Genomic DNA, 23,254 nt, shown 5'->3' on the forward strand with positions numbered 1-23,254 from the left:
ACCGCGCCGGCCGTCTCCGCGCCGGCCGTCTCCGCGCCGGCCGTCTCCGCGCCGGCCGTCTCCGCGCCGGCGTGGCCCGACGCCCCGGGTGGCAGCGGGAGCGGCGTGGTCTCCGGCCTGACGTCCTCCTGGCCCGAGGCGAGCCCCCGCGCCGCCGCGTCCGCCCCGGCGGCCCCGCGTCCGGCCGAGGCCGCTGCCTCTCCCGCCCCGGCCCCGGCACCGGCCCGTTCGGCGACCGCGCCGCCCGCCGCCCCCGAGGCCCCGGCCCGCGAGGAGGCCGCGCCCCGCCGCGCGAACCCGGCAGCCGCCCGGCCCGCGGCCGCCCGCCCCGGTGCCGCCGAGCCCGCGTCCCGCCCGGCCCCCGTGCGGCCCGCCGCCGCCCGGCCCGCCCCCCGGGTGCCCGCCGCCGCCCGGCCCGCCCCCCGGGTGCCCGTCGCCGAGTCGGCCGCCGCGTCCGGGTGGCAGCCGCGGGCCGGGGGAGCCGGCCCGACGCTGCCGGAGCCCGAGGAGGGGGCCCGTACGGCCCGCGGCGCCACCTCCCGGGCCGTGTTCGAGCGGATGGCTGAGCGGGCCGCACGCCCCGCCGGACTGGGGCGCCGGGTCGTGGCCCGCGTCCTGGACTCCCTGGTGTTCGGAGCCGTCGCGGCCGCCGTCGCCCTGCCCCTGGTCCCCACGGCCACCGCGCACCTCCAGGCCAAGGTGGACGCCGCCCGGGCCGGCGGCCGCACCACCACCGTCTGGCTGTTCGACACCACCATCGCCACCGACGTGGGCCTCGTCCTCGGCGCCGTCCTCCTCTTCGGGGTCTTCTACGAGGTGCTGCCGACCGCGCGCTGGGGCCGCACTCCCGGCAAGAAGCTGCTCGGCGTACGGGTCCTGGCGGTCGCCACCCTGCGGCCGCCCACCGTCGGCGCCGCCCTGCGCCGCTGGCTCGTGTACGCCTTCCTCGGCCTCCCCGGCAGCCTCTGGTGTCTGTTCGACCGGCCGCGCCGGCGCGGCTGGCACGACCGGGCGGCGGGGACGTACGTGTCCCGCTGAGCCACCCGGGGCGGCCCGTCCCCCGAACGGACGCCGTCCCGTTGCGGGGGTCCGGGAGCCGGGTTCGACTCGGGCCATGAGTACCGACCAGCCGCCGCAGGGCCAGCCGCCCGAGGACGACCCGTTCCTCAAGAAGCCCCAGGAACCGACGCCTCCGTCGGGCGGTTCGCCGTACGGCTCACCGCCCCCCGGGAGCGGCGGCCACCCGCCGCCCCCTCCCCCCGGAGGCCCGGGCGGCGGCGGTGGATACCCGCCCCCGCCCCCGCCGTACGGAGGCGGCGACCCCTACGGCGGAGGCGGTGGCATGCCCGATCCGCTCGCCGGGATGCCCCCGCTCGCCGACATCGGCAAGCGGCTCGGCGCCCGCATCATCGACGTGGTCATCGTGGCGGTCCCGCTGTTCCTGATCCAGCTGGCGTTCGGCACGAACCGCTACACCGTCGAGACGGACCGGGGCGAGGACATCTCCGAGGTCGTCACCAAGTCCTACAGCGGCAGTGGCCTGATCATGACGCTGATCTCGATCCTCGCCTACGTCGGCTACGACTGGTTCTTCACCAAGAAGAACGGCCAGACGATCGGCAAGAAGACGATGGGCCTGCGCGTCGCGATGCTCAACGACGGCAGCGTCCCCCAGTCCGGCCCGGCACTGAGCCGCGCCGCCGTGCTGTGGCTGCCGACGCTGATCTGCTGCTTCTGCCTGTGGCCGATCGCGCTGATCATCTCGATCCTCGTGGACAAGCCGTACAAGCAGGGCCTGCACGACAAGGTCGCCAAGACCGTGGTGGTCAGGTCCGCCTAGGCCCTCCGGCTACGACGGCGCGCAGCACGAAGCGGCGGTCTCCCTCCGGGGAGGCCGCCTGCGGCGCGTCGGGCGCCGGCCGGACGGGGTAACCCTCAGTGGTGCACGGGGTGTTCGGACGCCGCCGTCCTCTGCTCGGGTACCCGGGCGGCCGGCGCCGTACGGACCGTGTGGCGGCCGCGGCGTTTCGGTACGGGCACGGTGAGTGCGACGAGCAGGCCCAGGGCGAGGGCGGCCGCGGAGACGACACCGACTCCGAGCCCCGTGCTGGTCTGCGAGAGCAGCAGCATGGCGATCGTCGACACGATGACGGTGGCGGACCCGTAGGCAAGCTGTGCGGCAGTCGGACGCGGCATGGCGATATCCGTCCTCAGGGAGGGGAGGGGGAGTCGGCTCAACAAGGTCGCGCGTCAAGTGACTCTACGACGGGAGATGCCCGTGGGGAACCGCCAGTAAGCGTGACCTAACCCACGGTGCCGGAGCACGGGGGGCGCACGGAATCATTTCTCGTGCCCCGACGTGGCCTGAACGGGGCGGGAAAGTGGCGTGAATCGGACGGGTGTGCCGTCGAGGAAGCACCCTTCGCCCCATATGGCTGCGGAACGTCCGAATAGCGGAACTCATTGCCCGCATAGTGCAGTTGTAACGAACAAGTCAAGGTCTGTCTTTTCTCGCGTCTCTCCGGTCAAATGTCGTCACTTGAGACGCGCGCCGCGCGGAACCCCCCGCTCCTATGGAGAAGTTCCGACCTACGTCGCGGCCGCGGGAGGGGAACGACATCAAGTGACCAGCAACTCCGTCAGACGACGCGCGCTGCGCGCCGCTGCCGTCACCGTGACCATGGCCGCCTGCGCGACCAGCGTCACCTTCTTCAGCGTCACCGCCGCCCAGGCCAATCCCAGCCCGATCGGCGCCCCGGCTGCCGACCGGCAGGACCCGACCGCCCCGGCCAAGGTGGCCGAGCACGACCTCAAGGGCCCGTTCAGCGAGCAGCAGGCGCAGCAGCGCAAGGCCGCCCTGGATCAGGTGCTGACCGGCAAGAAGGACGTCGAGCAGCGCGGTGCCTCCAAGGTCGTCAAGCTCGACGAGAAGAAGTACGTCGAGCTCGGCCGGGAGAAGACCGACAAGATCTTCACGATCCTCGTGGAGTTCGGCGACCAGGTCGACAACACGACCATGCACGACCCGGACGGCCCGGGCCCCAAGCCCGAGGCGCCCAAGTACGGCGGCACCCCCGGCCCCCTGCACAACACGATCGCCCAGCCGGACCGGAAGCTGGACAACAGCACCGCCTGGCGCGCGGACTTCAGCCGCAGCTACTTCCAGGACCTGTACTTCGGTACCGGCAAGGGCAAGGACTCGCTGAAGACCTACTACGAGAAGACCTCCTCGGGCCGTTACTCGGTCGAGGGCGAGGTCTCCGACTGGGTGAAGGTCCCGTACAACGAAGCCCGTTACGGCTCCAACTACTGCGGCCAGACCAACTGCTCCAACGTGTGGGACACCGTCAAGGACGGCGTCCTCGCGTGGACGGAGGCCCAGAAGAAGGCCGGGAAGACCGACGCGCAGATCAAGGCGCAGCTGGCCCAGTACGACCTCTGGGACCGCTACGACTTCGACGGCGACGGCAACTTCAACGAGTCCGACGGCTACATCGACCACTTCCAGATCGTCCACGCGGGCGAGGACGAGTCGGCCGGCGGCGGCGTGCAGGGCACCACCGCGCTGTGGGCCCACCGCTGGTACGCGTACGGCACCAGCGCGGGCAAGACCGGCCCGGCGAACAACAAGGCCGGCGGTACCCAGATCGGTGACACCGGCATCTGGGTCGGCGACTACACGATGCAGCCGGAGAACGGCGGCCTCGGCGTCTTCGCGCACGAGTACGGCCACGACCTGGGCCTGCCGGACCTCTACGACACCTCCGGTGGCGGCGAGAACGGCGTCGGCTTCTGGTCCCTGATGTCGGCGGGCTCGTGGCTCGGCAAGGGCAAGGACTCCATAGGCGACCTCCCGGGCGACATGACCGCCTGGGACAAGCTCCAGCTGGGCTGGCTGAACTACGACAAGGCGAAGGCCGCGACGAAGTCCACCCACAAGCTGGGCGTCTCCGCGTACAACACCAAGGACAAGCAGGCGCTCGTCGTCGAGCTGCCCAAGAAGAAGGTCCAGACCGACGTCGTCGCTCCCGCCGAGGGTTCCTCGCAGTGGTGGAGCAACATGGGTGACGACCTCAAGAACACCCTCACCCGGTCGGTCGACCTGACGGGCAAGAAGTCCGCCGCCCTGTCCCTCAAGGGCTGGTGGGACATCGAGGCCGAGTACGACTACCTCTACACCGAGGTGTCCACCGACGGCGGCGCCAACTGGACCGCCCTCGCGGGCACGGCCGACGGCGAGGCCCTTCCGGCCGACGCCGGCGGCAGCCCCTCGCTGACCGGTGCCTCGGGTGCCTGGAAGTCGCTGAACTTCCCGCTCGACGCCTACGCGGGCAAGAAGGTCGACCTCCGCTTCCGCTACCAGACGGACGGCGGCGCGGGCGGCAAGGGCTTCACCGCCGACGCCGTCACCATCACCGCGGACGGCTCCGCCGTCTTCGCCGACGGCGCCGAGAACGGCGACAACGGCTGGACCGGCAAGGGCTTCTCCCGCATCGGCGCCGGCTTCACCAAGGAGTACGCGCAGTACTACCTGGCCGAGAACCGCCGCTACGTGTCGTACGACTCCACCCTCAAGGTGGGCCCGTACAACTTCGGCTTCGGCAACACCCGTCCGGACTGGGTCGAGCACTACCCGTACCAGGACGGTCTGCTGATCTGGCAGTGGGACACCTCCCAGAAGGACAACAACACCAGCCAGCACCCGGGCCAGGGCCTGATCCTGCCGATCGACGCCAACGCCAAGCCCATGAAGTGGGCCGACGGCACGCTGCTGCGGAACAAGATCCAGCCGTACGACGCGACGTTCAGCGCCTACTCGACGGACGCGTTCACGCTGCACAAGAACGGCGAGGAGCTCTTCGTCAAGCCGAAGCCCACGAACCTGGTCTTCGACGACCGCAAGGGCAAGTACTACTACGACGAGAACCCGACCGGCTCCGTGAAGGTCACTGACACCAACACGAAGATCAAGATCCTCAAGGAGGCCTACGACGGTCTCCAGATGACGGTCGAAGTCGGCCCCTCCAAGTAGTTTCACGGTAAAATCGCAGGTCAAAGCATGATCGGCCGTCGCCCTCTAGCGGGCGGCGGCCGTTCGCGTTTAGATGCACGGGCTGAGTGTTCTTATTGACGGGGGAGCTGAAGATCATGCCCGGTGGAGGTTTCGTCAGGTTGCCAGGCGGCAGCGTGGTGGTCGCGCTCACGCTGCCGAGGCCGTCGCACGGCGACGGGGGCGACAGCGGAAGCGTCCGCGTGCTGGTGCACGCCGCGAACCGGGCCCGCGCCCTGACCAGGCTGCGGAACCTCGGAATGCGCGCGGTGTACCTGCGGGGCAACGCCCAGCCCCCGACCCCGGACGAGGTCACGGCCGTCCTGCACCATCCGGACGGACTGCTGTGGCGCTGCGCCCCCGACGTGGCGGAGGAGCTCTGGCACCCGATCCGGGCCCTGCTGGGGCGCTAGGCACCGGACGGGGCGGGCCGGGACGGGCCGGGGCCCCTCGGCCGGGGTCAGCCGCCGACCAGCTCCACCCCGGCCGCGCGGAGCTCGTCCAGGGCGCGGGCGGTGGTGTGCGGGGCGACGGCGGCCGTCAGGTCGAGCAGGACGCGGGTGGTGAAACCGGCGCGGGCGGCGTCGAGGGCGGTGGCCTTCACACAGTGGTCCGTGGCGATCCCGACCACGTCGACCTCGGTCACGTCTCGGTCCCGCAGCCACCGGTCGAGCGTCAGCCCGTTCTCGTCGGCCCCCTCGAACCCGCTGTACGCGGCTTCGTGGGCGCCCTTGTCGAAGACGGCGGCGACGGAACCGGACGCCACCGCGGGCGCGAAGTTCGGGTGGAAGCCGACTCCCTCGGTCCCGGCGACGCAGTGAACGGGCCAGGACGTCTCGAAATCGGGCTGCGCCGGGGGGTGCGCGAAGTGGGCGCCGGGGTCGATGTGGTGGTCGCGGGTGGCGACGACGTGCCGGTACGCGGGCGTGGCCTGGCCTATCAGCTCGGTCACGGCGGCGGCGACGTCGGCCCCGCCGGTGACCGCGAGGCTGCCGCCCTCGCAGAAGTCGTTCTGTACGTCGACGACGATCAGTGCGCGGTGCATGGCGCGTGCCCTTCGGTTCGTGGTGGTGTGCGGGGCGGGGGCCTGCGGAGGTTCCTCCCCCACCCCGCCCCTTCCCGAAACCGGGGCCCCGACCCGGCCGGCGGTGCCCCGGTCCGGGCGCGGGGCCGGAGGTGCCCGGCGGCGGCCGGACCTGCCCGGCGCGGGGTCAGACGTACTCGGTCGGGAGCACGGCCTCGCCCCGTGAGAGCTGCGTCGCGGACAGCGGCAGGCCGGCCAGGACCGTACGGTGCCGGTCGCGGGCGGCCTCCAGCGGCTCCCGCGCGATCACCTCGCCCGCCTTGACCAGCTGCGTCAGCAACTGGTGGTCGGTCAGTGCGGCCGGGACCGGGCCGAGGCCCACGACCTCCGCCTCGGCGACGCCCTCGGCGTCGACCCGGCGGGCCGCCCACTTGCGGCCGCCCAGCGAGGTCTTGCCGCCCGAGGACTTCTTCGCCACCGGGGCCAAGGCCGCCTTCGGGTCCGCCGAGGTCGCCCGCGCCACCAGCTTGTAGACCATCGAGCAGGTGGGGTGCCCGCTGCCCGTCACCAGCTGAGTGCCGACGCCGTACGCGTCCACCGGCGCCGCCGCCAGCGAGGCGATGGCGTACTCGTCCAGGTCCGAGGTGACCACGATCTTCGTCCCGGTCGCCCCCAGGTCGTCGAGCTGCGCGCGGACCCGGTGGGCCACCAGCAGCAGGTCGCCGGAGTCGATGCGCACCGCGCCCAGGTCCGTCCCGGCGATGTCGACGGCCGTGCGGACGGCCTCGGTGACGTCGTAGGTGTCGACCAGCAGCGTCGTGCCCCGGCCCAGTGAGGCGACCTGTGCGGTGAACGCGTCGCGCTCGCTGTCGTGGACCAGGGTGAAGGCGTGGGCGCTGGTGCCGACGGTGGGGATGCCGTACCGGAAGCCGGCCGCCAGGTCCGAGGTCGAGGTGAAGCCGCCGACGTACGCGGCCCGCGCCGCGGCCACCGCCGCCAGTTCGTGCGTGCGCCGTGCGCCCATCTCGATCAGCGGGCGCGCACCCGCCGCCGAGGACATCCGGGAGGCGGCGGCCGCGATGGCCGAGTCGTGGTTCAGGATCGACAGGATCACGGTCTCCAGCAGCACGCACTCGGCGAAGCTGCCTTCAACCCGCAGGACGGGGGAGCCGGGGAAGTAGACCTCACCCTCGGGGTAGCCCCAGATGTCCCCGGAGAAGCGGTAGGAGGCCAGCCAGTCGAGCGTGCGCATGTCGACCACGGCCCGCTCGCGCAGGAACTCCAGCACGGCGCCGTCGAAGCGGAAGTTCTCCACCGCGTCCAGCACCCGGCCGGTGCCGGCGACGACCCCGTAGCGGCGCCCCTCGGGCAGCCGGCGGGTGAATACCTCGAAGACCGAGCGGCGGTCGGCAGTGCCGTTCGCCAGGGCGGCCTGCAGCATCGTGAGCTCGTAATGGTCCGTGAAGAGCGCTGTCGACGGCACGTCCACCGGCAGGCCCAGGTCCGCAGGGTTCATGGCTGGGATGCTAGCGCACATTTCGTCAGAGTGACGAGATGTACGGCCCGTTTGTGCGACGGGCCCCCGGCAGTGGCAGCATGGGACGAGTGAGTGTTGCTCCTGTAGAGATCGAACGCACCGAATCGGCCGAAGAGACCTTCGCGGTCCCGGAACCCGACGTCCCCTGGGTGACCCTGGTGCACAACGACCCGGTCAACCTCATGAGCTACGTGGCGTACGTGTTCCAGGCGTACTTCGGCTACTCCAAGGACAAGGCGCACAAGCTGATGCTGGACGTCCACCACAAGGGGCGGGCGGTCGTCTCCAGCGGCACCCGCGAGGAAATGGAGCGCGACGTGCAAGCCATGCACGGCTACGGCCTGTGGGCGACCCTGACGCAGGACCGCGGCTGATGGGGGGCACGTTCGAGACCCGCAGGGGCGGCGGCGCCGCCATCGCGCTGGACGAGATCGAGATCTCCATCCTGCGCTCGCTGGCCGTCCAGCTGCTGGAGCTGATCGGCCCCGGCGCCCCGGAGCCCGCCGAGGACGCCGACCCGCTGGCCGCGCTCTTCGCCGAGGGCCCCTCCGAGCCCCCGACCGACCCGGCACTGGCCCGGCTGTTCCCCGACGCGTACGGGGCTCCCGGCGGCGGCGTAGAGCCGGGCGTGGACGCGGCCGAGCTGACGGCCCGGGCGGCGGAGTTCCGCCGGTTCACCGAGAACGACCTGCGCGCCCGCAAGCGCGAGGACGCGCTGGCCGTCGTCCGCAGCCTGGACGGGCTCACCCCGGCCGGCGACGGGGCGGCGGTGCTGGAGCTGGAGGGCGAGCTGCCGCTGCGCTGGCTCGGCGCGCTCAACGACCTGCGCCTGACGATCGCGGCCCGCCTGGACATCACGGAGGACGACGAGGGCGCGGTCCTGTTCCGGCTGCCGGACGACGACCCGCGCAAGCCGATGGTGATGGCGTACCTCTGGCTCGGCGGGCTCCAGGAGACCCTCATCGAGACCCTCTGAGATTTCGGGGGGCGCACGGCCTCCGGGAACCCTCAGAAGTTCCTCAACGACGGACTGCGTTCGCTCAGCGGACGCTCAAATCCGGATAACGATCAGATCACCGCGTTGCGGTGATCTGAAGCGTTTCACGTCCTATGTCCCGAATTTGCGGTGGTCCGCGTCACATTCTCCTGCCTCGATCGCCCGTAAGCCCGTGATAAATCTTCACGATCGCCGACGGGACGCCACCCATGTTCCCCGGCCTGCTTGAACCGGCGGACCGCCGGCGTGCACTCCATCCGTATCCGGGGGGATCGAGGACCCGATCCGCGGCCTGCAGAGGGCGCGGGTCGGCGTGGAGAAAGGCGCACCAGACATGACCTCTGTGCAGGTCGAGCAGCACGGCAAGACGCCCGGCGAGGGCACGCGGGGAGAGGGCGGCGAGGGTTACCACCGCGCGCTCGGGGCCCGCCAGATCCAGATGATCGCGATCGGCGGCGCCATCGGCACCGGCCTGTTCCTGGGCGCGGGCAAGGCCATCTCCAAGGCCGGCCCGAGCCTGATCCTGGCCTACGCGATCGCGGGCCTGGTCATCTTCTTCATCATGCGGGCCCTGGGCGAGCTGCTCATGTACCGCCCCGTCTCCGGTTCCTTCTCGGACTACGCCCGCGAGTTCCTGGGCCCGTTCTGGGGGTACGCGACCGGCTGGACGTACTGGCTGTTCTGGGTGGTCACCGGCATCACCGAGGTCACCGCGGCCGCCAAGTACATGTCGTACTGGACGCACGACAGCTTCCCGCAATGGGCGTACGCGCTGATCTTCACGGTCATCCTCTACGGCGCCAACCTGATCTCCGTGAAGCTCTTCGGGGAGCTCGAGTTCTGGTTCTCCATGGTCAAGGTCACCGCCATCGTCGGCATGATCCTGATCTGCGCCGGCATCCTCACCATCGGCTTCTCCGACGCCGCCGCGACCGCGTCCGTCTCCAACCTGTGGAACGACGGCGGGTTCTTCCCCAAGGGCATCGGCGGCACGCTGATGACCCTGCAGATCGTGATGTTCGCCTTCCTCGCGGTCGAGCTGGTCGGCGTCACCGCCGGCGAGTCCAAGGACCCGGAGAAGACCCTTCCCAAGGCCATCAACACCGTGCCGTGGCGCATCGCCGTCTTCTACGTCGGCGCGCTCATCATGATCCTGTCGGTCGTCCCGTGGACGCACTTCCAGCCCGGCGTCTCGCCCTTCGTCGCCGCCTTCGAGCGCATGGGCCTCGGTGTCGGCGCCGCGATCGTCAACTTCGTCGTCCTGACCGCGGCCCTGTCGTCCTGCAACTCGGGCATGTACTCCACCGGCCGCATGCTGCGCGACCTCGCGCTCAACGGCCAGGGCCCGAAGGTCTTCACCCGGCTCACCAAGAGCGGCACCCCGCTCATCGGCACCACCTTCTCCGCCGCGCTGATGCTGGTGGGCGTCTGGATCAACTACGTCGCCCCGGGCAAGGCCTTCGACTACGTCGTCTCCTTCGCCACCATCTCCGGCATGTGGGCCTGGATCATGATCCTGGTCTGCCAGATCAAGTACCGCGCCGCGTCCGACCGCGGCGAACTGCCCCGGTCGAGCTTCCGCGCCCCCGGCGCCCCGTGGACCAGCTGGTTCGCCCTGCTGTTCATCGGCATGGTCATCGTGATGATGGGTGTCGACAAGGACTCCCGGGTCTCGCTGTACTGCGCCCCGCTGTGGGGCCTGCTGCTCGGCGTCTCCTACCTCGTCCTGAAGTCCCGCAACCCGCAGGGCGCCGCCTTCAACAAGGTCTCGCGGTCCCCGGAGGCCCCGCAGTCCCCGGAGTCCTCGCGGTCGTCGCAGTCTTCGTAGGCGGCCCCGCCGCCCGTGGTTCCCGGCCGCCCGCCGCGGCCGGGAACCACGCTCCCGACACCCGCCCCCAGGGCGGTGTGTCCATCATTCGGGCCCTCCCGTACCGCCCCTCGGTACGGGAGGGCCCGTCTGCTTATCCTGTCGCTCATGCTGACCCTCACCCAGGCCCTCTACGACCAGATCGTCGGGCACGCCCGCCAGGACCACCCCGACGAGGCCTGCGGCGTCGTGGCCGGACCGGCCGGCACCGACCGCCCCGAGCGGTTCGTCCCGATGCTCAACGCGGCCCGCTCGCCCACGTTCTACGAGTTCGACTCGAAGGACCTGCTGAAGCTCTACCGCGAACTGGACGACCGCGACGAGGAGCCGGTGATCGTCTACCACTCGCACACGGCGACCGAGGCCTACCCCTCGCGCACCGACGTCACGTACGCGAACGAGCCCGGCGCCCACTACGTCCTGGTCTCGACGGCGGACGAGGACGGCCTCGGGGAGTTCCAGTTCCGCTCGTACCGCATCGTCGACGGAGTGATCAGCGAAGAGGAAGTACAGGTCGTCGCGGCCTACTGACCAGTATGTGAGCCGCGGGTGTCCACGATGCGGGATCACACTCCAAACCGCCGGTCGGGAATCGTTAACATGACCGCATGGTTTCCCACGACGTGAGCAACGAGACGCCCGGCAGGCTGCTGCTCGTGGCGCGGCTGCACGTCGACCTGTGCCGCCTCGCCAGTGCCATCTGTCCTGCTGCCTGAGCACCACGCCCCGCCTGAGCACCACACCTTGCCTGAGCACCACGCCGCCCCGTCGCGCGGGGGCACGAGAACCGCGCGCCCGCATCGACGCCCACGCCCTCGCACCACCCCAGATCCTCACGACACAGGAGCCCGCCATGGCCATCGAGGTCCGCATCCCGACCATCCTCCGCACCTACACCGACGGCGAGAAGGCCGTGTCGGGCCAGGGCGCGACCCTGTCCGAGCTGTTCTCCGACCTGGAGACCCGCCACAAGGGCATCGAGGAGCGCATCATCGACGGCGGCAAGCTCCGCCGCTTCGTGAACGTCTACCTCAACGACGAGGACGTCCGCTTCCTGGACGGCATCTCGACCGCGCTCAAGGACGGCGACAGCGTCACCATCCTTCCGGCCGTGGCCGGCGGATCGAAGTAATGCGCTACGACTCCCCGCTGGCCGCGGTCGGCAACACGCCGCTGGTCCGGCTGGTCCGGCTGTCGCCCTCGGACGAGGTGCGCATCTGGGCCAAGCTGGAGGACCGCAACCCGACCGGCTCGATCAAGGACCGCCCCGCGCTCCACATGGTCGAGCAGGCCGAGAAGGACGGCCGGCTGTACCCCGGCTGCACGATCCTGGAGCCCACCTCGGGCAACACCGGCATCTCCCTGGCGATGGCGGCCAAGCTCAAGGGCTACCGCATCGTCTGCGTGATGCCGGAGAACACCTCGCAGGAGCGCCGGGACCTTCTGCGCATGTGGGGAGCCGAGATCATCCCGTCGCCCGCGGCGGGCGGGTCGAACACCGCGGTCCGGGTGGCCAAGGAGCTGGCGGCGGAGCACCCGGACTGGGTGATGCTCTACCAGTACGGCAACCCGGACAACGCGGGCGCGCACTACGCCACGACCGGCCCGGAGATCCTCGCCGACCTCCCGTCGATCACCCACTTCGTGGCGGGCCTGGGCACCACCGGCACCCTGATGGGCGTCGGCCGCTACCTGCGCGAACACGTCGAGGGCGTCAAGATCGTCGCGGCCGAGCCGCGGTACGACGACCTCGTGTACGGCCTGCGCAACCTCGACGAGGGCTTCGTCCCGGAGCTGTACGACGCCTCCGTGCTCACCACCCGCTTCTCGGTGGGCTCGGCGGACGCGGTCACCCGCACCCGGGAGCTGCTCCAGCAGGAGGGCATCTTCGCGGGGGTCTCCACGGGCGCGGCCCTGCACGCGGCGATCGGCGTCGGCCGCAAGGCGGTGGCCGCCGGCGAGACGGCGGACATCGTGTTCGTCGTGGCCGACGGGGGCTGGAAGTACCTGTCCACGGGCGTGTACACGGCGGCGACGACGGAGGAGGCCATCGAGGTCCTCCAGGGCCAGCTCTGGGCCTGACACCCGACGCCCCGCGGCGGGCCGGGCGCCCCGCCCGAAGGTGGCGAAGGACGCCCGGTCCGGCCACGACGTCGACCGCCGGGCCGGGCCGCGCCTCCAGCCCCGCCGGCGGCGTACGTGACAGGCCGGGCCGGGGCCACACCATCAGCCCCGCCGGCGTTTGAGGCGCGGGGTCCGGGGCGGAGCCCCGGGAGTCCGGGCAGCGCCGCGTCCGCGTCCGCATCCCCGTCCGCTCCGGCCGGGTCGTGCACCGTCCGTACGCTGATCACCGGCCGCCCCACAGTCCCTTGACCTCGTCCCACACCGTCGGGTCCAGCACCCCCGCCCGGTCGCGGAACTCCCACACCGACACCTCCGCCGGCCGGTCCGCCTCCAGGTAACCCGCCCGGCCGTGCAACCCCGCGGTCCCCGGCGGCAGCGGCATCACCCCGGCGCGCCGGTCGTCGTACTTCCCCGTGATCCACGCGACCCGCGCCCGGTGGTCCCGTACCCGCCCCGCCGACAGCACCAGGCACAGCCGGCCGTCCGCCAGGCGCCACAGCTCGCCCGCCCGCGGCCGCGGCGGCGGACCCGTCCCCCGTGCGGGCGGGGCCCGGCGGGTGAGCCCCAGCCGTCCTCCGGCGACCAGCACCACCAGCGCGACGGCCACGACCGCGGCCACCGCGGGCCACCAGGAGGTGTCCATGTTTCGACCGTAGCCGTGTGGGGAAGCCCCGGCACGGCAGGGGACACCCGGCCATGGCAACGCCCGTACCCACCGTCGCTCCCCCGGGTGACAGCGCAGGTGATTCCCCCCACAACGGCCTGCCGCGGAGGAGCGACCCGACGTTTCGCGCTTTACGCTCGACCCACGCACGGCCCGCATTCCGTCCACGGACCGTCCACGGAGGTTCACGCTCCATGAAGCTCACCGTCGTCGGCTGTTCGGGCTCGTTCCCGTCCGCGGAATCGGCCTGTTCGAGCTACCTCGTCGAGGCCGAGGGCTTCCGGCTGCTCCTCGACATGGGCAACGGCGCCCTCGGCGAACTCCAGCGCCACTGCGGCCTCTACGACCTCGACGCGATCTTCCTGAGCCACCTGCACGCCGACCACTGCATCGACATGTGCGCGTACTTCGTCGCCCGCTTCTACCGGCACGAGGGCGGCCGCTGCTCCGCCCTGCCCGTCTACGGCCCCGAGGGCACCGAGAGGCGCCTGACCACCGCCTACGACGACGTTCCCGACGAGCGCTCGATGAGCGAGGTCTTCGACTTCCGCACCCTGAAGTCCGGCACCTTCGACATCGGCCCCTTCCGGGTGCGCACCGAGCGGGTCAGCCACCCGGTCGAGTCGTACGGCATCCGCGTCGAGCACGGCGGCCGCTCGCTCACCTACTCCGGAGACACCGGCGCCTGCCCCGAGCTGGGCCTGCTCGCCGAGGGCACCGACCTGTTCCTCTGCGAGGCCTCCTTCACCCACGGCAAGGAGGACGTCCCGGACCTGCACCTCAACGGCCGCGAGGCCGGCGAGTACGCCCGCGGCGGCGACGTCGGCCGGCTCGTGCTCACGCACATCCCGCCGTGGACGGACGCCGAACGCAACCTCGCCGACGCCCGCGCGGTCTACGGCGGCCCCGTCGACCTGGCCCACGCGGGCGCCGTCTACGAGCTCTAGGCAGCCTCCGCCGCGGGCCGGGCGCACCGGCCGCCGAGCGCCATGCGGTTCCAGGTGTGGCGGCGGCCGCGGATCGCCACCGAGTACGCGTACATGACCTCGGGGTCGCACAGGCCCGGGATGTAGGAATCCCCGAAGTGGTGCGCGTCGAAGCCCGCCTCCTTGGCGTTCAGCGCCAGCTGCGGCACCACGTTCGCGTGGCTGCCCTCCTGGCTGGTGCCGATCGCGCCCATCACGATCGCGCCCGCGTCCTGCACGGCGGCCACCGCCGTCGCGGCCAGCTCCCGGGTCACCCCCGGCAGCGTCCCGGGCAGCGGCATGACCACGCCGTCCGCGCCCGCGTCGACCAGCGCCGTCAGCCGCGCGGTGGTGATCCGCTCCGGGTGCCCGGCGTGGTGCATCTTCCCCGACCAGAGGGCCGCGTCGTCGCCCAGCCCCCGGCGCAGCTCGTCGGTGACCCGGGCCATGGCCCCGTACGAGCCGCCCGTGCCCGGGTTCGCCGTGATGCACAGGAGGGCCGCGCCCATGTCGAGGAGCCGTCTGGCGTACTCGGGCTTCGCGCGCCGGATCTCCGGCACGTCGCCGGGTTCCAGGTTCACGCCGACGGGCCGGCCGATGACCCGGGCCAGCTCGGTGAAGGAGGTGAACTCGCCCAGCCCCGGGAGCCGCAGCCGCTCGCCGTCCCAGGCCCGTTCGATCAGGTTCAGTACGACGACGTCCGCGCCGAAGGCGGCGACGAGCTCGGCGTTGTGCACGCCGCTCCCGTCGGGGTGCGGGGACAGCGCGGCGCGCTCGGCGAACACCTCGGCGACCATGGTCCGCCCCTCGGCGGCGGCCACGGCCCGGGTCAGGGCGCGCCCGCGCAGGGCGGCGAGCCGGTCGCGGTCGAGGTCGAGGATGCGGGGCTGTGCGGGGGGAGTCATGCCTTCCACGCTAGGCAGCGCGGGCACGCCGAAGCCCCTGCCTTTCGTAGGGAAAGGCAGGGGCTTCGGTCCTGACGTGCCGGGTGCGGCGGGTGGGGCTGAGGCTTACTTCGCCTCGGCCTTCGCCAGCTCGGCGAGCTCCTCGTCGGACTCGCGGCCCGGGGTGGGGAGGTTGAACTTGGTGATCGCGAAGCGGAAGACGAAGTAGTAGACGACCGCGAAGCAGAGGCCGACGCCCGCCAGCATCCAGGGCTTCTCGGCGATGCCCAGGTTGAGGACGAAGTCGACGAGGCCGGCGGAGAAGCCGAAGCCGTCGCGCATTCCCAGGGCCCAGGTCAGGGCCATGGAGACACCGGTGAGGACCGCGTGGATCGCGTAGAGCACCGGGGCGATGAACATGAAGGTGAACTCGATGGGCTCGGTCACACCGGTCACGAAGGAGGTGAGGGCGAGCGAGAACATCATGCCGCCGACGACCTTGCGGCGCTCGGGGCGGGCGCAGTGGACGATCGCGAGGCAGGCCGCCGGGAGGGCGAACATCATGATCGGGAAGAAGCCGGTCATGAACTGTCCGGCGGAGGGGTCACCGGCGAGGAAGCGGGCGATGTCACCGTGGACGGCGCCGTTGGCGGTGTCGTACGAACCGGCCTGGAACCAGGGGAAGGAGTTCAGGAGGTGGTGCATGCCGATCGGGATGAGCGCGCGGTTGGCGACACCGAAGATGCCGGCGCCGACGGCGCCCGAACCGGTCAGCCACTCACCGAAGTTGTGCAGGCCCGTGCCGAGGACCGGCCAGATCAGACCGAAGACGATGCCGGTGAGCAGACCCGCGAGGGCGGAGAGGATCGGGACGAGGCGGCGGCCGCCGAAGAAGCCCGCCCAGTCCGGCAGCTTGGTCCGGTAGAACTTCTGGTAGAGCAGCGCGGTGATGATGCCCATCACGACACCGCCGAGCACACCGGCGTTGACCGGGGCGTCGACGTTGACGATCTTGCCGCCGACGACCTTGGCGACCTGGGGCAGGTTGCCGTCGGTGAAGGTGGCGAGGACCTTCTGGAAGACCAGGTAGCCGGTGACGGCGGCCAGGGCCGTGGAACCGTCGGACTTCTTGGCGAAGCCGATCGCGATGCCGACGGCGAACAGCAGCGCCATGTTGTCGAGGATCGCGCCACCACCGGCGGCCATGTATCCGGCGATCTTCAGGATGAAGGTCGGGAACACGTCCTTGTCGCCGAGCATGTCGTCGGCGCCCAGGCGGAGCAGGAGCGCGCCGGCGGGCAGCACGGCAACGGGGAGCATGAGGCTCCGGCCGATGCGCTGCATGACGGCCATCACGCCAGCGCCCTTCTTGTTTTCCGCAGCGGTCGCTGTGGACATGTGGTTCCTCCAGTGGGCAAGGCGCCGCCAGGGGACAAGGAAACTGGAGATGGCGACGTCTCAGAAAGGTGGACCGCAGGGGCCGAACCAGCCCGCATGGTCTACACCAATAGGTGGTGTAGACCAGTTGTAACACGGTGAGGGTTAGATAAGGAACCTTCAATTTCCTGTGGTCTGCGCCACATCCGGCCCGAACCGGCCGCGCATCCGGAACCCCGGACCTCCGGACATGGCGAAGGCCCCCGGATCCTGGGATCCGAGGGCCGCGACGCCGGGACCGAAGGCCCGACGGGGTCGTGCGCCGCTTTATCACGGCTCGGCTACGCCCTGGTGTTCTCCGACTCCATCGCCTCGATCTCCTCGTCCGACTCCCGGCCCGGGGTCGGGATGTCGAACTTCGTGATCGCGAAGCGGAACACCGCGTAGTAGACGACCGCGAAGCACAGGCCGATCGGGATGATCATCCAGGGCTTCGTGGCCAGGCTCCAGTTGATGACGTAGTCGATCAGGCCGGCGGAGAAGCTGAAGCCGTCGTGCACGCCCAGCGCCCAGGTCACCGCCATCGACACGCCCGTCAGCACCGCGTGGATCACGTACAGCAGCGGCGCCACGAACAGGAACGAGTACTCCAGCGGCTCCGTGATCCCGGTGACGAACGAGGTCAGCCCGACCGACAGCATCAGCCCGCCGACCTCCTTGCGCCGCAGCGGCTTGGCGCAGTGCGTGATGGCCAGCGCCGCCGCCGGGAGGGCGAACATCATGATCGGGAAGAAGCCGGAGAGGAACTGCCCGGCGTTCGGGTCGCCCGCCAGGAACATCGGGATGTCACCGTGCACGACCTGACCGTCCGGCTTGGTGAAGCTGCCGAACTGGAACCACACGGGCACGTTCAGGAACTGGTGCAGGCCGATGACCAGCAGCGCGCGGTTCGCGATGCCGAAGATCCCGGCGCCCCACGAGCCCAGGCCCACCAGCCAGTCCGAGAAGCTCTCCAGTGCGCCGCCGATCGGCGGCCAGACCCACAGGCACAGCACGGCGAACGCGATCGCGACGAAGGTCATGATGATCGGCACCAGCCGGCGGCCGTTGAAGAAGCCCAGCCAGTCGACCAGCTTCACCCGGTGGTAGCGCTGCCAGAACCAGGCGGCCAGCAGACCCATGATGATGCCGCCGAAGACGCCCGGGTTCTGGAAGTTGTACTCGGCGAAGGTGTCGTCCGCCCCCAGGCAGCCGCCCCCGATGTCCCTCGTGCCCTCGGGGCAGGCCAGCGGGAAGGCCCGCAGCACGCTCCGGTAGACCAGGAAGCCCACCACCGCGGCGAGCGCGGTGGAGCCGTCCGCCTTCTTGGCCATCCCGATCGCGACGCCGATGCAGAAGAGGAGGGGGAGGCCGAGGTCGGCGTTGAGCAGGGAACCGCCCGCGGCGGCCATCACCCGCGCGACGTCGTTCCAGCCCAGGCCGTCCTTGCCGAACACGTCGTCCTGGCCGAGCCGGTTCAGGATGCCCGCCGCCGGCAGGACGGCGATCGGGAGCTGCAGGCTGCGTCCCATCTTCTGCAGGCCCTGGAACAAGCCGTTCCACCACTTCTGCCGCGGCACTCCCGTGGTGCTGCCCGCGCTGCTCGCGCTCATCGGCGTCCTCCCTGACCGGCTCGTTTTTGGCAGCCGCAACACTTGCGGCACACTGGTGTAGACCAGTTGTGGACAGGTTGCTGCTGATCGTCATCATTCGGCAGGGACCGGGCACGCGCCCGTGAAGTTGGGCCAACCGTGAGTTACCGTGACGAAACGGACCCACGGGCGGATTCCGCGTACTGGCCGCCGAGACTCGTTCTTCGTCACACCCAGGGAGAAACACATGGCCACCAAGGCTGAGAAGATCGTCGCCGGGCTCGGCGGTATCGACAACATCGAAGAGGTCGAGGGCTGCATTACCCGCCTCCGCACCGAGGTCAAGGACCCCTCCCTCGTCGACGAGGTCGCCCTCAAGGCCGCCGGCGCCCACGGCGTCGTCAAGATGGGCACCGCGATCCAGGTCGTCATCGGCACCGACGCCGACCCGATCGCCGCCGACATCGAAGACATGATGTGATCCGGTCCCACTGACCGGACCCACCACAGCACCACCGAGGACCCCGTCCCCCACCCCCGGGACGGGGTCCTCGCGTTCCCCCACAGGGACTAGGCTCGGAGCCATGTCTCGCATCGACGGCCGTACGCCCGAACAGCTCCGCCCGGTCACCATCGAACGCGGATGGAGCAAGCACGCCGAGGGCTCCGTCCTCATCTCCTTCGGCGACACCAAGGTCTTCTGCACCGCCTCCTTCACCGAAGGCGTCCCGCGCTGGCGCAAGGGCAGCGGCGAAGGCTGGGTCACCTCCGAGTACTCGATGCTGCCCCGCTCCACCAACACCCGCGGCGACCGCGAATCCGTACGCGGCAAGATCGGCGGCCGCACCCACGAGATCTCCCGCCTGATCGGGCGCTCGCTGCGCGCCGTCATCGACTACAAGGCGCTGGGCGAGAACACCATCGTCCTGGACTGCGACGTCCTCCAGGCCGACGGCGGCACCCGCACCGCCGCCATCACCGGCGCGTACGTCGCCCTCGCGGACGCCGTCGCCTGGGGCCAGAAGAAGAAGCTGGTCAAGGCCGGCCGCAAGCCCCTCACCGGCACCGTCGCCGCCGTCAGCGTCGGCATCGTCGACGGCGAGCCCCTCCTCGACCTCTGCTACGAGGAGGACGTGCGCGCCGAGACCGACATGAACGTGGTCTGCACCGGCGACGGCCGCTTCGTCGAGGTCCAGGGCACCGCCGAGGGCGAGCCCTTCGACCGCAAGGAACTGAACGCCCTCCTCGACCTCGCCGCCGGCGGCTGCGCGGACCTCGAGGCCATCCAGCGGGGCGCGCTGGAACTGTAGGCGGCAACCGCCGGGCGCGACCCGGCGTCTACGCCGGTACGGGCGCACGGTGTCAGAGCCGTGCGCCCGTCCGCATACCCGCGTACCCGATGTCGCGCACCTGCGCACCCGATGTCCACGTATCCGAGTTCCTGGGGGACCCGAAGTGAAGCCGATCAAGCCGAAGCACCGCATCGCCGCCGTGGCCCTCGCCGCGGCCCTGGCCATACCCGGCCTCTCCGCCTGCGACGCCATCTCCACGGCGATGGACTGCGCCAACACGGCGGTGGCCATCACGGACGGCGCGAACGACCTCCAGCAGGCGGTCTCCCAGGCCGGCAACAGCCCGCAGGACGCCCAGAACGCGCTCGACGCGATCGAGGCCAACCTCAAGAAGATCGGCGACCAGACGGACAACGCCGATCTGGGCAAGGCCATCGACTCGATGGAGACGGCGGTCCAGAACGTCCGCACCTCGATCGAAGGCGGCGACGCCACCCCGGACATCCAGCCCGTCGCCGACGCGGCGAGCGAACTCTCCAAGGTCTGCACCCCCGGCTGACGCGACCGGGGCGCGGCGCGCGGGGCGGGCACGGGGGGTGTGGGCCCGGTCGCGCGGCCCCGGCCCCCGGAGCGGGTCCCGGCCCCCCGGACCGGCCCGTCGGGCCGCCCGCGCGGAAGCGTCCGGCCGCTGGCCCCCCGCGGACCGGAATAATGGCCGGCATGACCTCCACGCCCAGCCGCCTCGTCCTCGCCACCCGCAACGCGGGCAAAGTCACCGAACTCCGCGCGATCCTGTCCGACGCCGGCCTGCCGCACGAACTGGTCGGCGCGGACGCGTACCCCGAGATCCCGGACGTGAAGGAAACCGGCGTCACCTTCGCCGAGAACGCCCTCCTCAAGGCCCACGCCCTCGCCCGGGCCACCGGCCTGCCCGCCGTCGCCGACGACTCCGGCCTGTGCGTGGACGTCCTCAACGGCGCCCCCGGCATCTTCTCCGCCCGCTGGGCCGGCGCCCACGGCGACGACGCCGCCAACCTCGCGCTCCTGCTGGCCCAGCTCGGCGACATCGGCGACGAGCACCGCGGCGCGCACTTCTTCTGCGCGGCCGCCCTGGCCCTCCCGGACGGCACCGAGCGCGTCGTCGAGGGCCGCCTGCTCGGCACTCTGCGCCACGCCCCGGCGGGCACGGGCGGCTTCGGCTACGACCCGGTCCTCCAGCCCCTGGGCGAGTCCCGCACCTGCGCGGAGCTGACGGCGGCGGAGAAGAACGCCATCTCCCACCGCGGCCAGGCCTTCCGCGCCCTGATCCCGGAAGTCCGGGAACTGCTGGGCGGCTGACGCCCGGTACGACGAGGGTCCCGTACGCAGCTGCGTACGGGACCCTCGTCGTAGGTGTGCGGTTGGGGGGATTCGAACCCCCACGGGTTTTACCCCACTGGGACCTAAACCCAGCATGTCTAGCCATTCCATCACAACCGCGACATATTGCCCAATTCGGACACCAGGTCCGTCTGGGGCGCAATCAGTCTACGGGGCGGCGGTTGGGGAAGCGACAGAGGCGGGGCGGCGTTTGCGGCACCACGTATCAGTCGGAGAGTGGCAGTTGGGGCATGCGTAGCGGAGGTTTTCGGGGCTGTTGTCCAGCCAGTCTCCGCTGATGTGGTCGATCTGGAGTGTGATCGGCCGGCCGAGCCACTCGCCGGGGTACCCGCACATGGTGCAGGTGTACGGATGACCGGTTTCCTGCAAGGCGCGATGCGGCCGAGCCCGGTTGGTCCGGGGGGACCCCTTCGGCAGGGTGACGAGTGTGTGTGGCGCGGTGAGCTTCGGCGGGCGAGGGGGTGTGGTGCTCCAGGACCGCCGCGTGAAATGTGAGGTATCGAGGCCGAGTCGCGCCACTCGGTGCCGAACCCCCGGCCGTGCGTACGGCCCTCGTACGGAGTGACGGGGTGGTGGGCAGGCGGTTACGGGGGATATCGGCCGATCAGCGGAGCGGCCCGCGCCGGGGGGTGCGGGCCGCTCCGGCGGGGCAGGCGGAGGGTCAGATGCCCAGGTCCTTGATGATCTTCGCTACGTGCCCGGTGGCCTTGACGTTGTAGAAGGCGTGCTCGACCTTGCCCTCCTCGTCCACGACCACCGTGGAGCGGATCACCCCGGTCACCGTCTTGCCGTACAGCTTCTTCTCGCCGAAGGCCCCGTACGCCGTCAGGACGGCCTTGTCGGGGTCGCCGACCAGGGTGACCTTCAGGCTTTCCTGCTCGCGGAACTTCGCCAGCTTCTCCGGCTTGTCCGGGGAGACGCCGATGACGTCGTAGCCCGCCGTCGCCAGGGCGTCCAGGTTGTCCGTGAAGTCGCAGGCCTGCTTCGTGCAGCCCGGCGTCAGGGCGGCCGGGTAGAAGTAGACGATCACCTTGCGGCCCTTGTGGCCGGCGAGCGAGACCTCGTTGCCGTCCGCGTCGGGCAGGGTGAAGGCGGGGGCGGTGTCGCCCGGCTGGAGTCGCTCGCTCATGTCAGACAGTCTCCTCGGGAGGGGATCGGTACGGCATGAGCCTAAGCTGACAGAGTGTCCATGACGGATCATGCCCACAGACCACACGACGACGGAGGCAGCGCGGTGCCGGAAGCCAGGACCCCCGCACAGATCGAGGCGGACATCGTCCGCCGCCGCGACCAGCTCGCCGAGACGCTCGACGAGATCGGCGTGCGCATGCACCCGAAGACGATCATCGGGGACGCGAAGGCCAAGGTCGCCTCGACGGTCGACCACACCGCCGGGCGCGCCTACGTGTCGGTGAACCGTCTGGTGACGGACGTGACGAGCCGGTTCCGCGACGAGGACGGGGCTCCGCGCGTCGAGCGGATCGTGCCCGTGGCCCTGCTCGCGGTCGGTGTCGTCGGCCTGATCGTGGTGTCGGCGCGCCGCAAGCGCTGACGACCCCTCCGGCGTGCCGGGCGGGTGCGGGCGGGTAGGTTCGGGGCGTGAGCGAGAAAACCACCCACGACAAGCTGCCCATTCGCATGCTGCACGACCGCGTGCTCGTGAAGTCCGACCTGCCGGAGGGCGAGCGCCGCTCGGGCGGCGGCATCCTCATTCCGGCGACGGCCGCGGTGGGCAAGAGGCTGGCCTGGGCCGAGGTGGTCGCGGTCGGGCAGAACGTGCGGGGTGTCGAGCCCGGCGACCGGGTGCTGTACGACCCCGAGGACCGGGCCGAGGTGGAGGTGCGGGGGGCGACGTACGTGCTGATGCGCGAGCGCGACCTGCACGCCGTGGCCGCCGAGCGGTTGGAGGGGTCGGAGGACTCCACCGGGCTGTACCTCTGAGTCCCTGACGGCGGGGCGGACACGACGACGGGCGGGGTGCGGGGCCGGTGACCAGGGTCACCGGCCCCGCACCCCGCCCTTTGCTACGGTGGGAGAGTACCCCGACGAGACGCGCCGTACCGGGTTGAGGACAAGACGACGCACCCCGTTCGCTCTCGTCCCGGAGGTGCCGTCATGGCCTGGATCCTGCTGCTCGTCGCCGGTCTGCTCGAAGTCGGCTGGTCGATCGGAATGAAGTTCACCGAGGGTTTCACCCGGCTGTGGCCCAGTGTGTTCACGGGTGCCGGGATCGTCGCCAGCATGGTGTTGCTGTCCTACGCCGCGAAGACCCTGCCGATCGGCACGGCGTACGGGGTGTGGGTGGGCATCGGCGCCGCCGGTGCGGCCGTGCTCGGTATGGCGGTGCTGGGTGAGCCCGTCACCGCCGCCCGGATCTTCTTCATCTGCCTGCTGCTGGTGGCCGTCGTGGGGCTGAAGGCGACCTCCGGCCAGTGACCGGACCGGGGCGCACCCCGGCCCGG

Annotated in this window: 28 protein-coding genes, 1 tRNA gene and 1 riboswitch; of the genes, 19 read left to right on the forward strand and 10 right to left on the reverse strand. The window is 71.0% G+C overall.

The features are described from left to right. Together ACFWW8_RS10765 and ACFWW8_RS10770 are read left to right on the forward strand one after the other, a co-directional pair. Nucleotides 1-1,038 (forward strand): RDD family protein (locus tag ACFWW8_RS10765; RefSeq protein WP_386526483.1); only part of this gene is annotated, 1,038 nt, incomplete at its 5' end. A 76-nt stretch (nucleotides 1,039-1,114) separates the two neighbouring features. Further along, nucleotides 1,115-1,840 carry an RDD family protein gene (locus ACFWW8_RS10770; RefSeq protein ID WP_386526485.1) on the forward strand — a complete coding sequence of 242 codons (726 nt, stop codon included), beginning with the start codon at nucleotides 1,115-1,117 and terminating at the stop codon, nucleotides 1,838-1,840. A 95-nt stretch (nucleotides 1,841-1,935) separates the two neighbouring features. On the opposite strand, the gene ACFWW8_RS10775 is transcribed toward ACFWW8_RS10770, so the two are convergent. Then, entirely contained in the window at nucleotides 1,936-2,196 is a 261-nt protein-coding gene (locus tag ACFWW8_RS10775; RefSeq protein WP_386526487.1) for a hypothetical protein, read from the reverse strand. Nucleotides 2,197-2,680: 484 nt separating this feature from the next. Here ACFWW8_RS10775 and ACFWW8_RS10780 point away from each other — a divergent pair, with 484 nt between their 5' ends. Together ACFWW8_RS10780 and ACFWW8_RS10785 are read left to right on the forward strand one after the other, a co-directional pair. Continuing rightward, a complete protein-coding gene (locus ACFWW8_RS10780; protein ID WP_386527027.1) occupies nucleotides 2,681-5,032 on the forward strand; it encodes an immune inhibitor A domain-containing protein in 2,352 nt (783 codons plus the stop codon). A 116-nt stretch (nucleotides 5,033-5,148) separates the two neighbouring features. Beyond that, nucleotides 5,149-5,463 (forward strand): hypothetical protein, encoded by a 315-nt coding sequence (locus tag ACFWW8_RS10785; RefSeq protein WP_386526489.1) that lies wholly within the window; start codon nucleotides 5,149-5,151, stop codon nucleotides 5,461-5,463. 47 nt (nucleotides 5,464-5,510) lie between these two features. On the opposite strand, the gene ACFWW8_RS10790 is transcribed toward ACFWW8_RS10785, so the two are convergent. Together ACFWW8_RS10790 and ACFWW8_RS10795 are read right to left on the reverse strand one after the other, a co-directional pair. Then, nucleotides 5,511-6,095 carry an isochorismatase family protein gene (locus tag ACFWW8_RS10790; RefSeq protein WP_386526490.1) on the reverse strand — a complete coding sequence of 195 codons (585 nt, stop codon included), beginning with the start codon at nucleotides 6,093-6,095 and terminating at the stop codon, nucleotides 5,511-5,513. Between the two features lie 166 nt (nucleotides 6,096-6,261). Beyond that, on the reverse strand, nucleotides 6,262-7,590 hold the full coding sequence (locus ACFWW8_RS10795; protein WP_386526493.1) for a nicotinate phosphoribosyltransferase: 1,329 nt from the start codon (nucleotides 7,588-7,590) through the stop codon (nucleotides 6,262-6,264). An 80-nt stretch (nucleotides 7,591-7,670) separates the two neighbouring features. Between ACFWW8_RS10795 and clpS the strand changes: the two genes are divergently transcribed. From clpS to ACFWW8_RS10830, 7 genes are all read left to right on the forward strand, one after another. Next, nucleotides 7,671-7,985, forward strand: coding sequence for an ATP-dependent Clp protease adapter ClpS (gene clpS / locus ACFWW8_RS10800; protein ID WP_383802966.1), 315 nt, complete (start codon nucleotides 7,671-7,673; stop codon nucleotides 7,983-7,985). Next, nucleotides 7,985-8,587 (forward strand): DUF2017 domain-containing protein, encoded by a 603-nt coding sequence (locus ACFWW8_RS10805; protein WP_386526496.1) that lies wholly within the window; start codon nucleotides 7,985-7,987, stop codon nucleotides 8,585-8,587. The genes clpS and ACFWW8_RS10805 overlap by 1 nt, the downstream gene beginning before the upstream one ends. A 355-nt stretch (nucleotides 8,588-8,942) precedes the next feature. Beyond that, nucleotides 8,943-10,436 carry an amino acid permease gene (locus tag ACFWW8_RS10810; RefSeq protein ID WP_386526499.1) on the forward strand — a complete coding sequence of 498 codons (1,494 nt, stop codon included), beginning with the start codon at nucleotides 8,943-8,945 and terminating at the stop codon, nucleotides 10,434-10,436. Between the two features lie 147 nt (nucleotides 10,437-10,583). Further along, nucleotides 10,584-11,006 (forward strand): Mov34/MPN/PAD-1 family protein, encoded by a 423-nt coding sequence (locus tag ACFWW8_RS10815; RefSeq protein WP_386526501.1) that lies wholly within the window; start codon nucleotides 10,584-10,586, stop codon nucleotides 11,004-11,006. Nucleotides 11,007-11,083: 77 nt separating this feature from the next. Then, nucleotides 11,084-11,191 carry a putative leader peptide gene (locus ACFWW8_RS10820; RefSeq protein WP_386526503.1) on the forward strand — a complete coding sequence of 36 codons (108 nt, stop codon included), beginning with the start codon at nucleotides 11,084-11,086 and terminating at the stop codon, nucleotides 11,189-11,191. Between the two features lie 137 nt (nucleotides 11,192-11,328). Further along, nucleotides 11,329-11,607, forward strand: a complete 279-nt coding sequence (locus tag ACFWW8_RS10825; RefSeq protein ID WP_383924487.1) for a MoaD/ThiS family protein — start codon at nucleotides 11,329-11,331, stop codon at nucleotides 11,605-11,607. Beyond that, nucleotides 11,607-12,557, forward strand: coding sequence for a PLP-dependent cysteine synthase family protein (locus ACFWW8_RS10830; RefSeq protein ID WP_386526505.1), 951 nt, complete (start codon nucleotides 11,607-11,609; stop codon nucleotides 12,555-12,557). Before ACFWW8_RS10825 ends, ACFWW8_RS10830 begins: the two co-directional genes overlap by 1 nt. Nucleotides 12,558-12,822: 265 nt before the next feature. Here ACFWW8_RS10830 and ACFWW8_RS10835 read toward each other — a convergent pair whose 3' ends face one another. Further along, nucleotides 12,823-13,242 (reverse strand): hypothetical protein, encoded by a 420-nt coding sequence (locus ACFWW8_RS10835; protein ID WP_386526507.1) that lies wholly within the window; start codon nucleotides 13,240-13,242, stop codon nucleotides 12,823-12,825. A gap of 215 nt (nucleotides 13,243-13,457) precedes the next feature. Between ACFWW8_RS10835 and ACFWW8_RS10840 the strand changes: the two genes are divergently transcribed. Continuing rightward, entirely contained in the window at nucleotides 13,458-14,210 is a 753-nt protein-coding gene (locus ACFWW8_RS10840; RefSeq protein ID WP_386526509.1) for an MBL fold metallo-hydrolase, read from the forward strand. Here the strand turns inward: ACFWW8_RS10840 and ACFWW8_RS10845 are convergent. The 3 genes from ACFWW8_RS10845 to ACFWW8_RS10855 all read right to left on the reverse strand — a co-directional run bounded on the left by ACFWW8_RS10845 (nucleotide 14,207) and on the right by ACFWW8_RS10855 (nucleotide 18,141). Then, nucleotides 14,207-15,133, reverse strand: coding sequence for a hypothetical protein (locus tag ACFWW8_RS10845; RefSeq protein WP_386526512.1), 927 nt, complete (start codon nucleotides 15,131-15,133; stop codon nucleotides 14,207-14,209). The genes ACFWW8_RS10840 and ACFWW8_RS10845 overlap by 4 nt on opposite strands. 105 nt (nucleotides 15,134-15,238) lie before the next feature. Continuing rightward, complete coding sequence (locus ACFWW8_RS10850) at nucleotides 15,239-16,510, reverse strand: PTS transporter subunit EIIC (RefSeq protein WP_386526514.1); 1,272 nt, start codon at nucleotides 16,508-16,510, stop codon at nucleotides 15,239-15,241. A 320-nt stretch (nucleotides 16,511-16,830) separates the two neighbouring features. Continuing rightward, nucleotides 16,831-18,141, reverse strand: coding sequence for a PTS transporter subunit EIIC (locus tag ACFWW8_RS10855; protein WP_386526517.1), 1,311 nt, complete (start codon nucleotides 18,139-18,141; stop codon nucleotides 16,831-16,833). Nucleotides 18,142-18,367: 226 nt separating this feature from the next. Between ACFWW8_RS10855 and ACFWW8_RS10860 the strand changes: the two genes are divergently transcribed. The 4 genes from ACFWW8_RS10860 (at nucleotide 18,368) to rdgB (ending at nucleotide 20,750) form a co-directional block, all read left to right on the forward strand. Continuing rightward, nucleotides 18,368-18,601, forward strand: a complete 234-nt coding sequence (locus tag ACFWW8_RS10860; RefSeq protein ID WP_386526519.1) for a glucose PTS transporter subunit EIIB — start codon at nucleotides 18,368-18,370, stop codon at nucleotides 18,599-18,601. Between the two features lie 103 nt (nucleotides 18,602-18,704). Continuing rightward, nucleotides 18,705-19,430, forward strand: a complete 726-nt coding sequence (rph, locus tag ACFWW8_RS10865; protein ID WP_386526522.1) for a ribonuclease PH — start codon at nucleotides 18,705-18,707, stop codon at nucleotides 19,428-19,430. Between the two features lie 145 nt (nucleotides 19,431-19,575). Continuing rightward, nucleotides 19,576-19,971 (forward strand): hypothetical protein, encoded by a 396-nt coding sequence (locus ACFWW8_RS10870; protein ID WP_386526525.1) that lies wholly within the window; start codon nucleotides 19,576-19,578, stop codon nucleotides 19,969-19,971. 161 nt (nucleotides 19,972-20,132) lie between these two features. Then, nucleotides 20,133-20,750, forward strand: coding sequence for an RdgB/HAM1 family non-canonical purine NTP pyrophosphatase (gene rdgB / locus ACFWW8_RS10875; protein WP_386526528.1), 618 nt, complete (start codon nucleotides 20,133-20,135; stop codon nucleotides 20,748-20,750). 57 nt (nucleotides 20,751-20,807) lie between these two features. Here the strand turns inward: rdgB and ACFWW8_RS10880 are convergent. The 3 genes from ACFWW8_RS10880 to bcp all read right to left on the reverse strand — a co-directional run bounded on the left by ACFWW8_RS10880 (nucleotide 20,808) and on the right by bcp (nucleotide 21,921). Beyond that, nucleotides 20,808-20,891 (reverse strand) — tRNA-Leu (locus ACFWW8_RS10880). Between the two features lie 48 nt (nucleotides 20,892-20,939). Further along, the gene (locus ACFWW8_RS10885) at nucleotides 20,940-21,128 is read right to left on the reverse strand and encodes an HNH endonuclease signature motif containing protein (protein WP_386527029.1); all 189 of its coding nucleotides are present in this window, start codon (nucleotides 21,126-21,128) and stop codon (nucleotides 20,940-20,942) included. Nucleotides 21,129-21,453: 325 nt separating this feature from the next. Next, nucleotides 21,454-21,921, reverse strand: a complete 468-nt coding sequence (gene bcp, locus ACFWW8_RS10890) for a thioredoxin-dependent thiol peroxidase (protein ID WP_386526530.1) — start codon at nucleotides 21,919-21,921, stop codon at nucleotides 21,454-21,456. 105 nt (nucleotides 21,922-22,026) lie between these two features. Here bcp and ACFWW8_RS10895 point away from each other — a divergent pair, with 105 nt between their 5' ends. The 3 genes from ACFWW8_RS10895 to ACFWW8_RS10905 all read left to right on the forward strand — a co-directional run bounded on the left by ACFWW8_RS10895 (nucleotide 22,027) and on the right by ACFWW8_RS10905 (nucleotide 23,228). After that, nucleotides 22,027-22,344: a DUF3618 domain-containing protein gene (locus tag ACFWW8_RS10895; protein ID WP_386526533.1), complete on the forward strand. Its 318-nt coding sequence runs from the start codon at nucleotides 22,027-22,029 to the stop codon at nucleotides 22,342-22,344. 86 nt (nucleotides 22,345-22,430) lie between these two features. Beyond that, complete coding sequence (locus ACFWW8_RS10900; protein ID WP_351276517.1) at nucleotides 22,431-22,733, forward strand: co-chaperone GroES; 303 nt, start codon at nucleotides 22,431-22,433, stop codon at nucleotides 22,731-22,733. Between the two features lie 72 nt (nucleotides 22,734-22,805). Continuing rightward, nucleotides 22,806-22,878: riboswitch (guanidine-III (ykkC-III) riboswitch) on the forward strand. 29 nt (nucleotides 22,879-22,907) lie between these two features. After that, a complete protein-coding gene (locus ACFWW8_RS10905; RefSeq protein WP_386526536.1) occupies nucleotides 22,908-23,228 on the forward strand; it encodes a DMT family transporter in 321 nt (106 codons plus the stop codon). Nucleotides 23,229-23,254 lie beyond the last annotated feature (26 nt).

It is taken from the genome of Streptomyces sp. NPDC058701 (assembly GCF_042715295.1).
Lineage (GTDB): Bacteria > Actinomycetota > Actinomycetes > Streptomycetales > Streptomycetaceae > Streptomyces.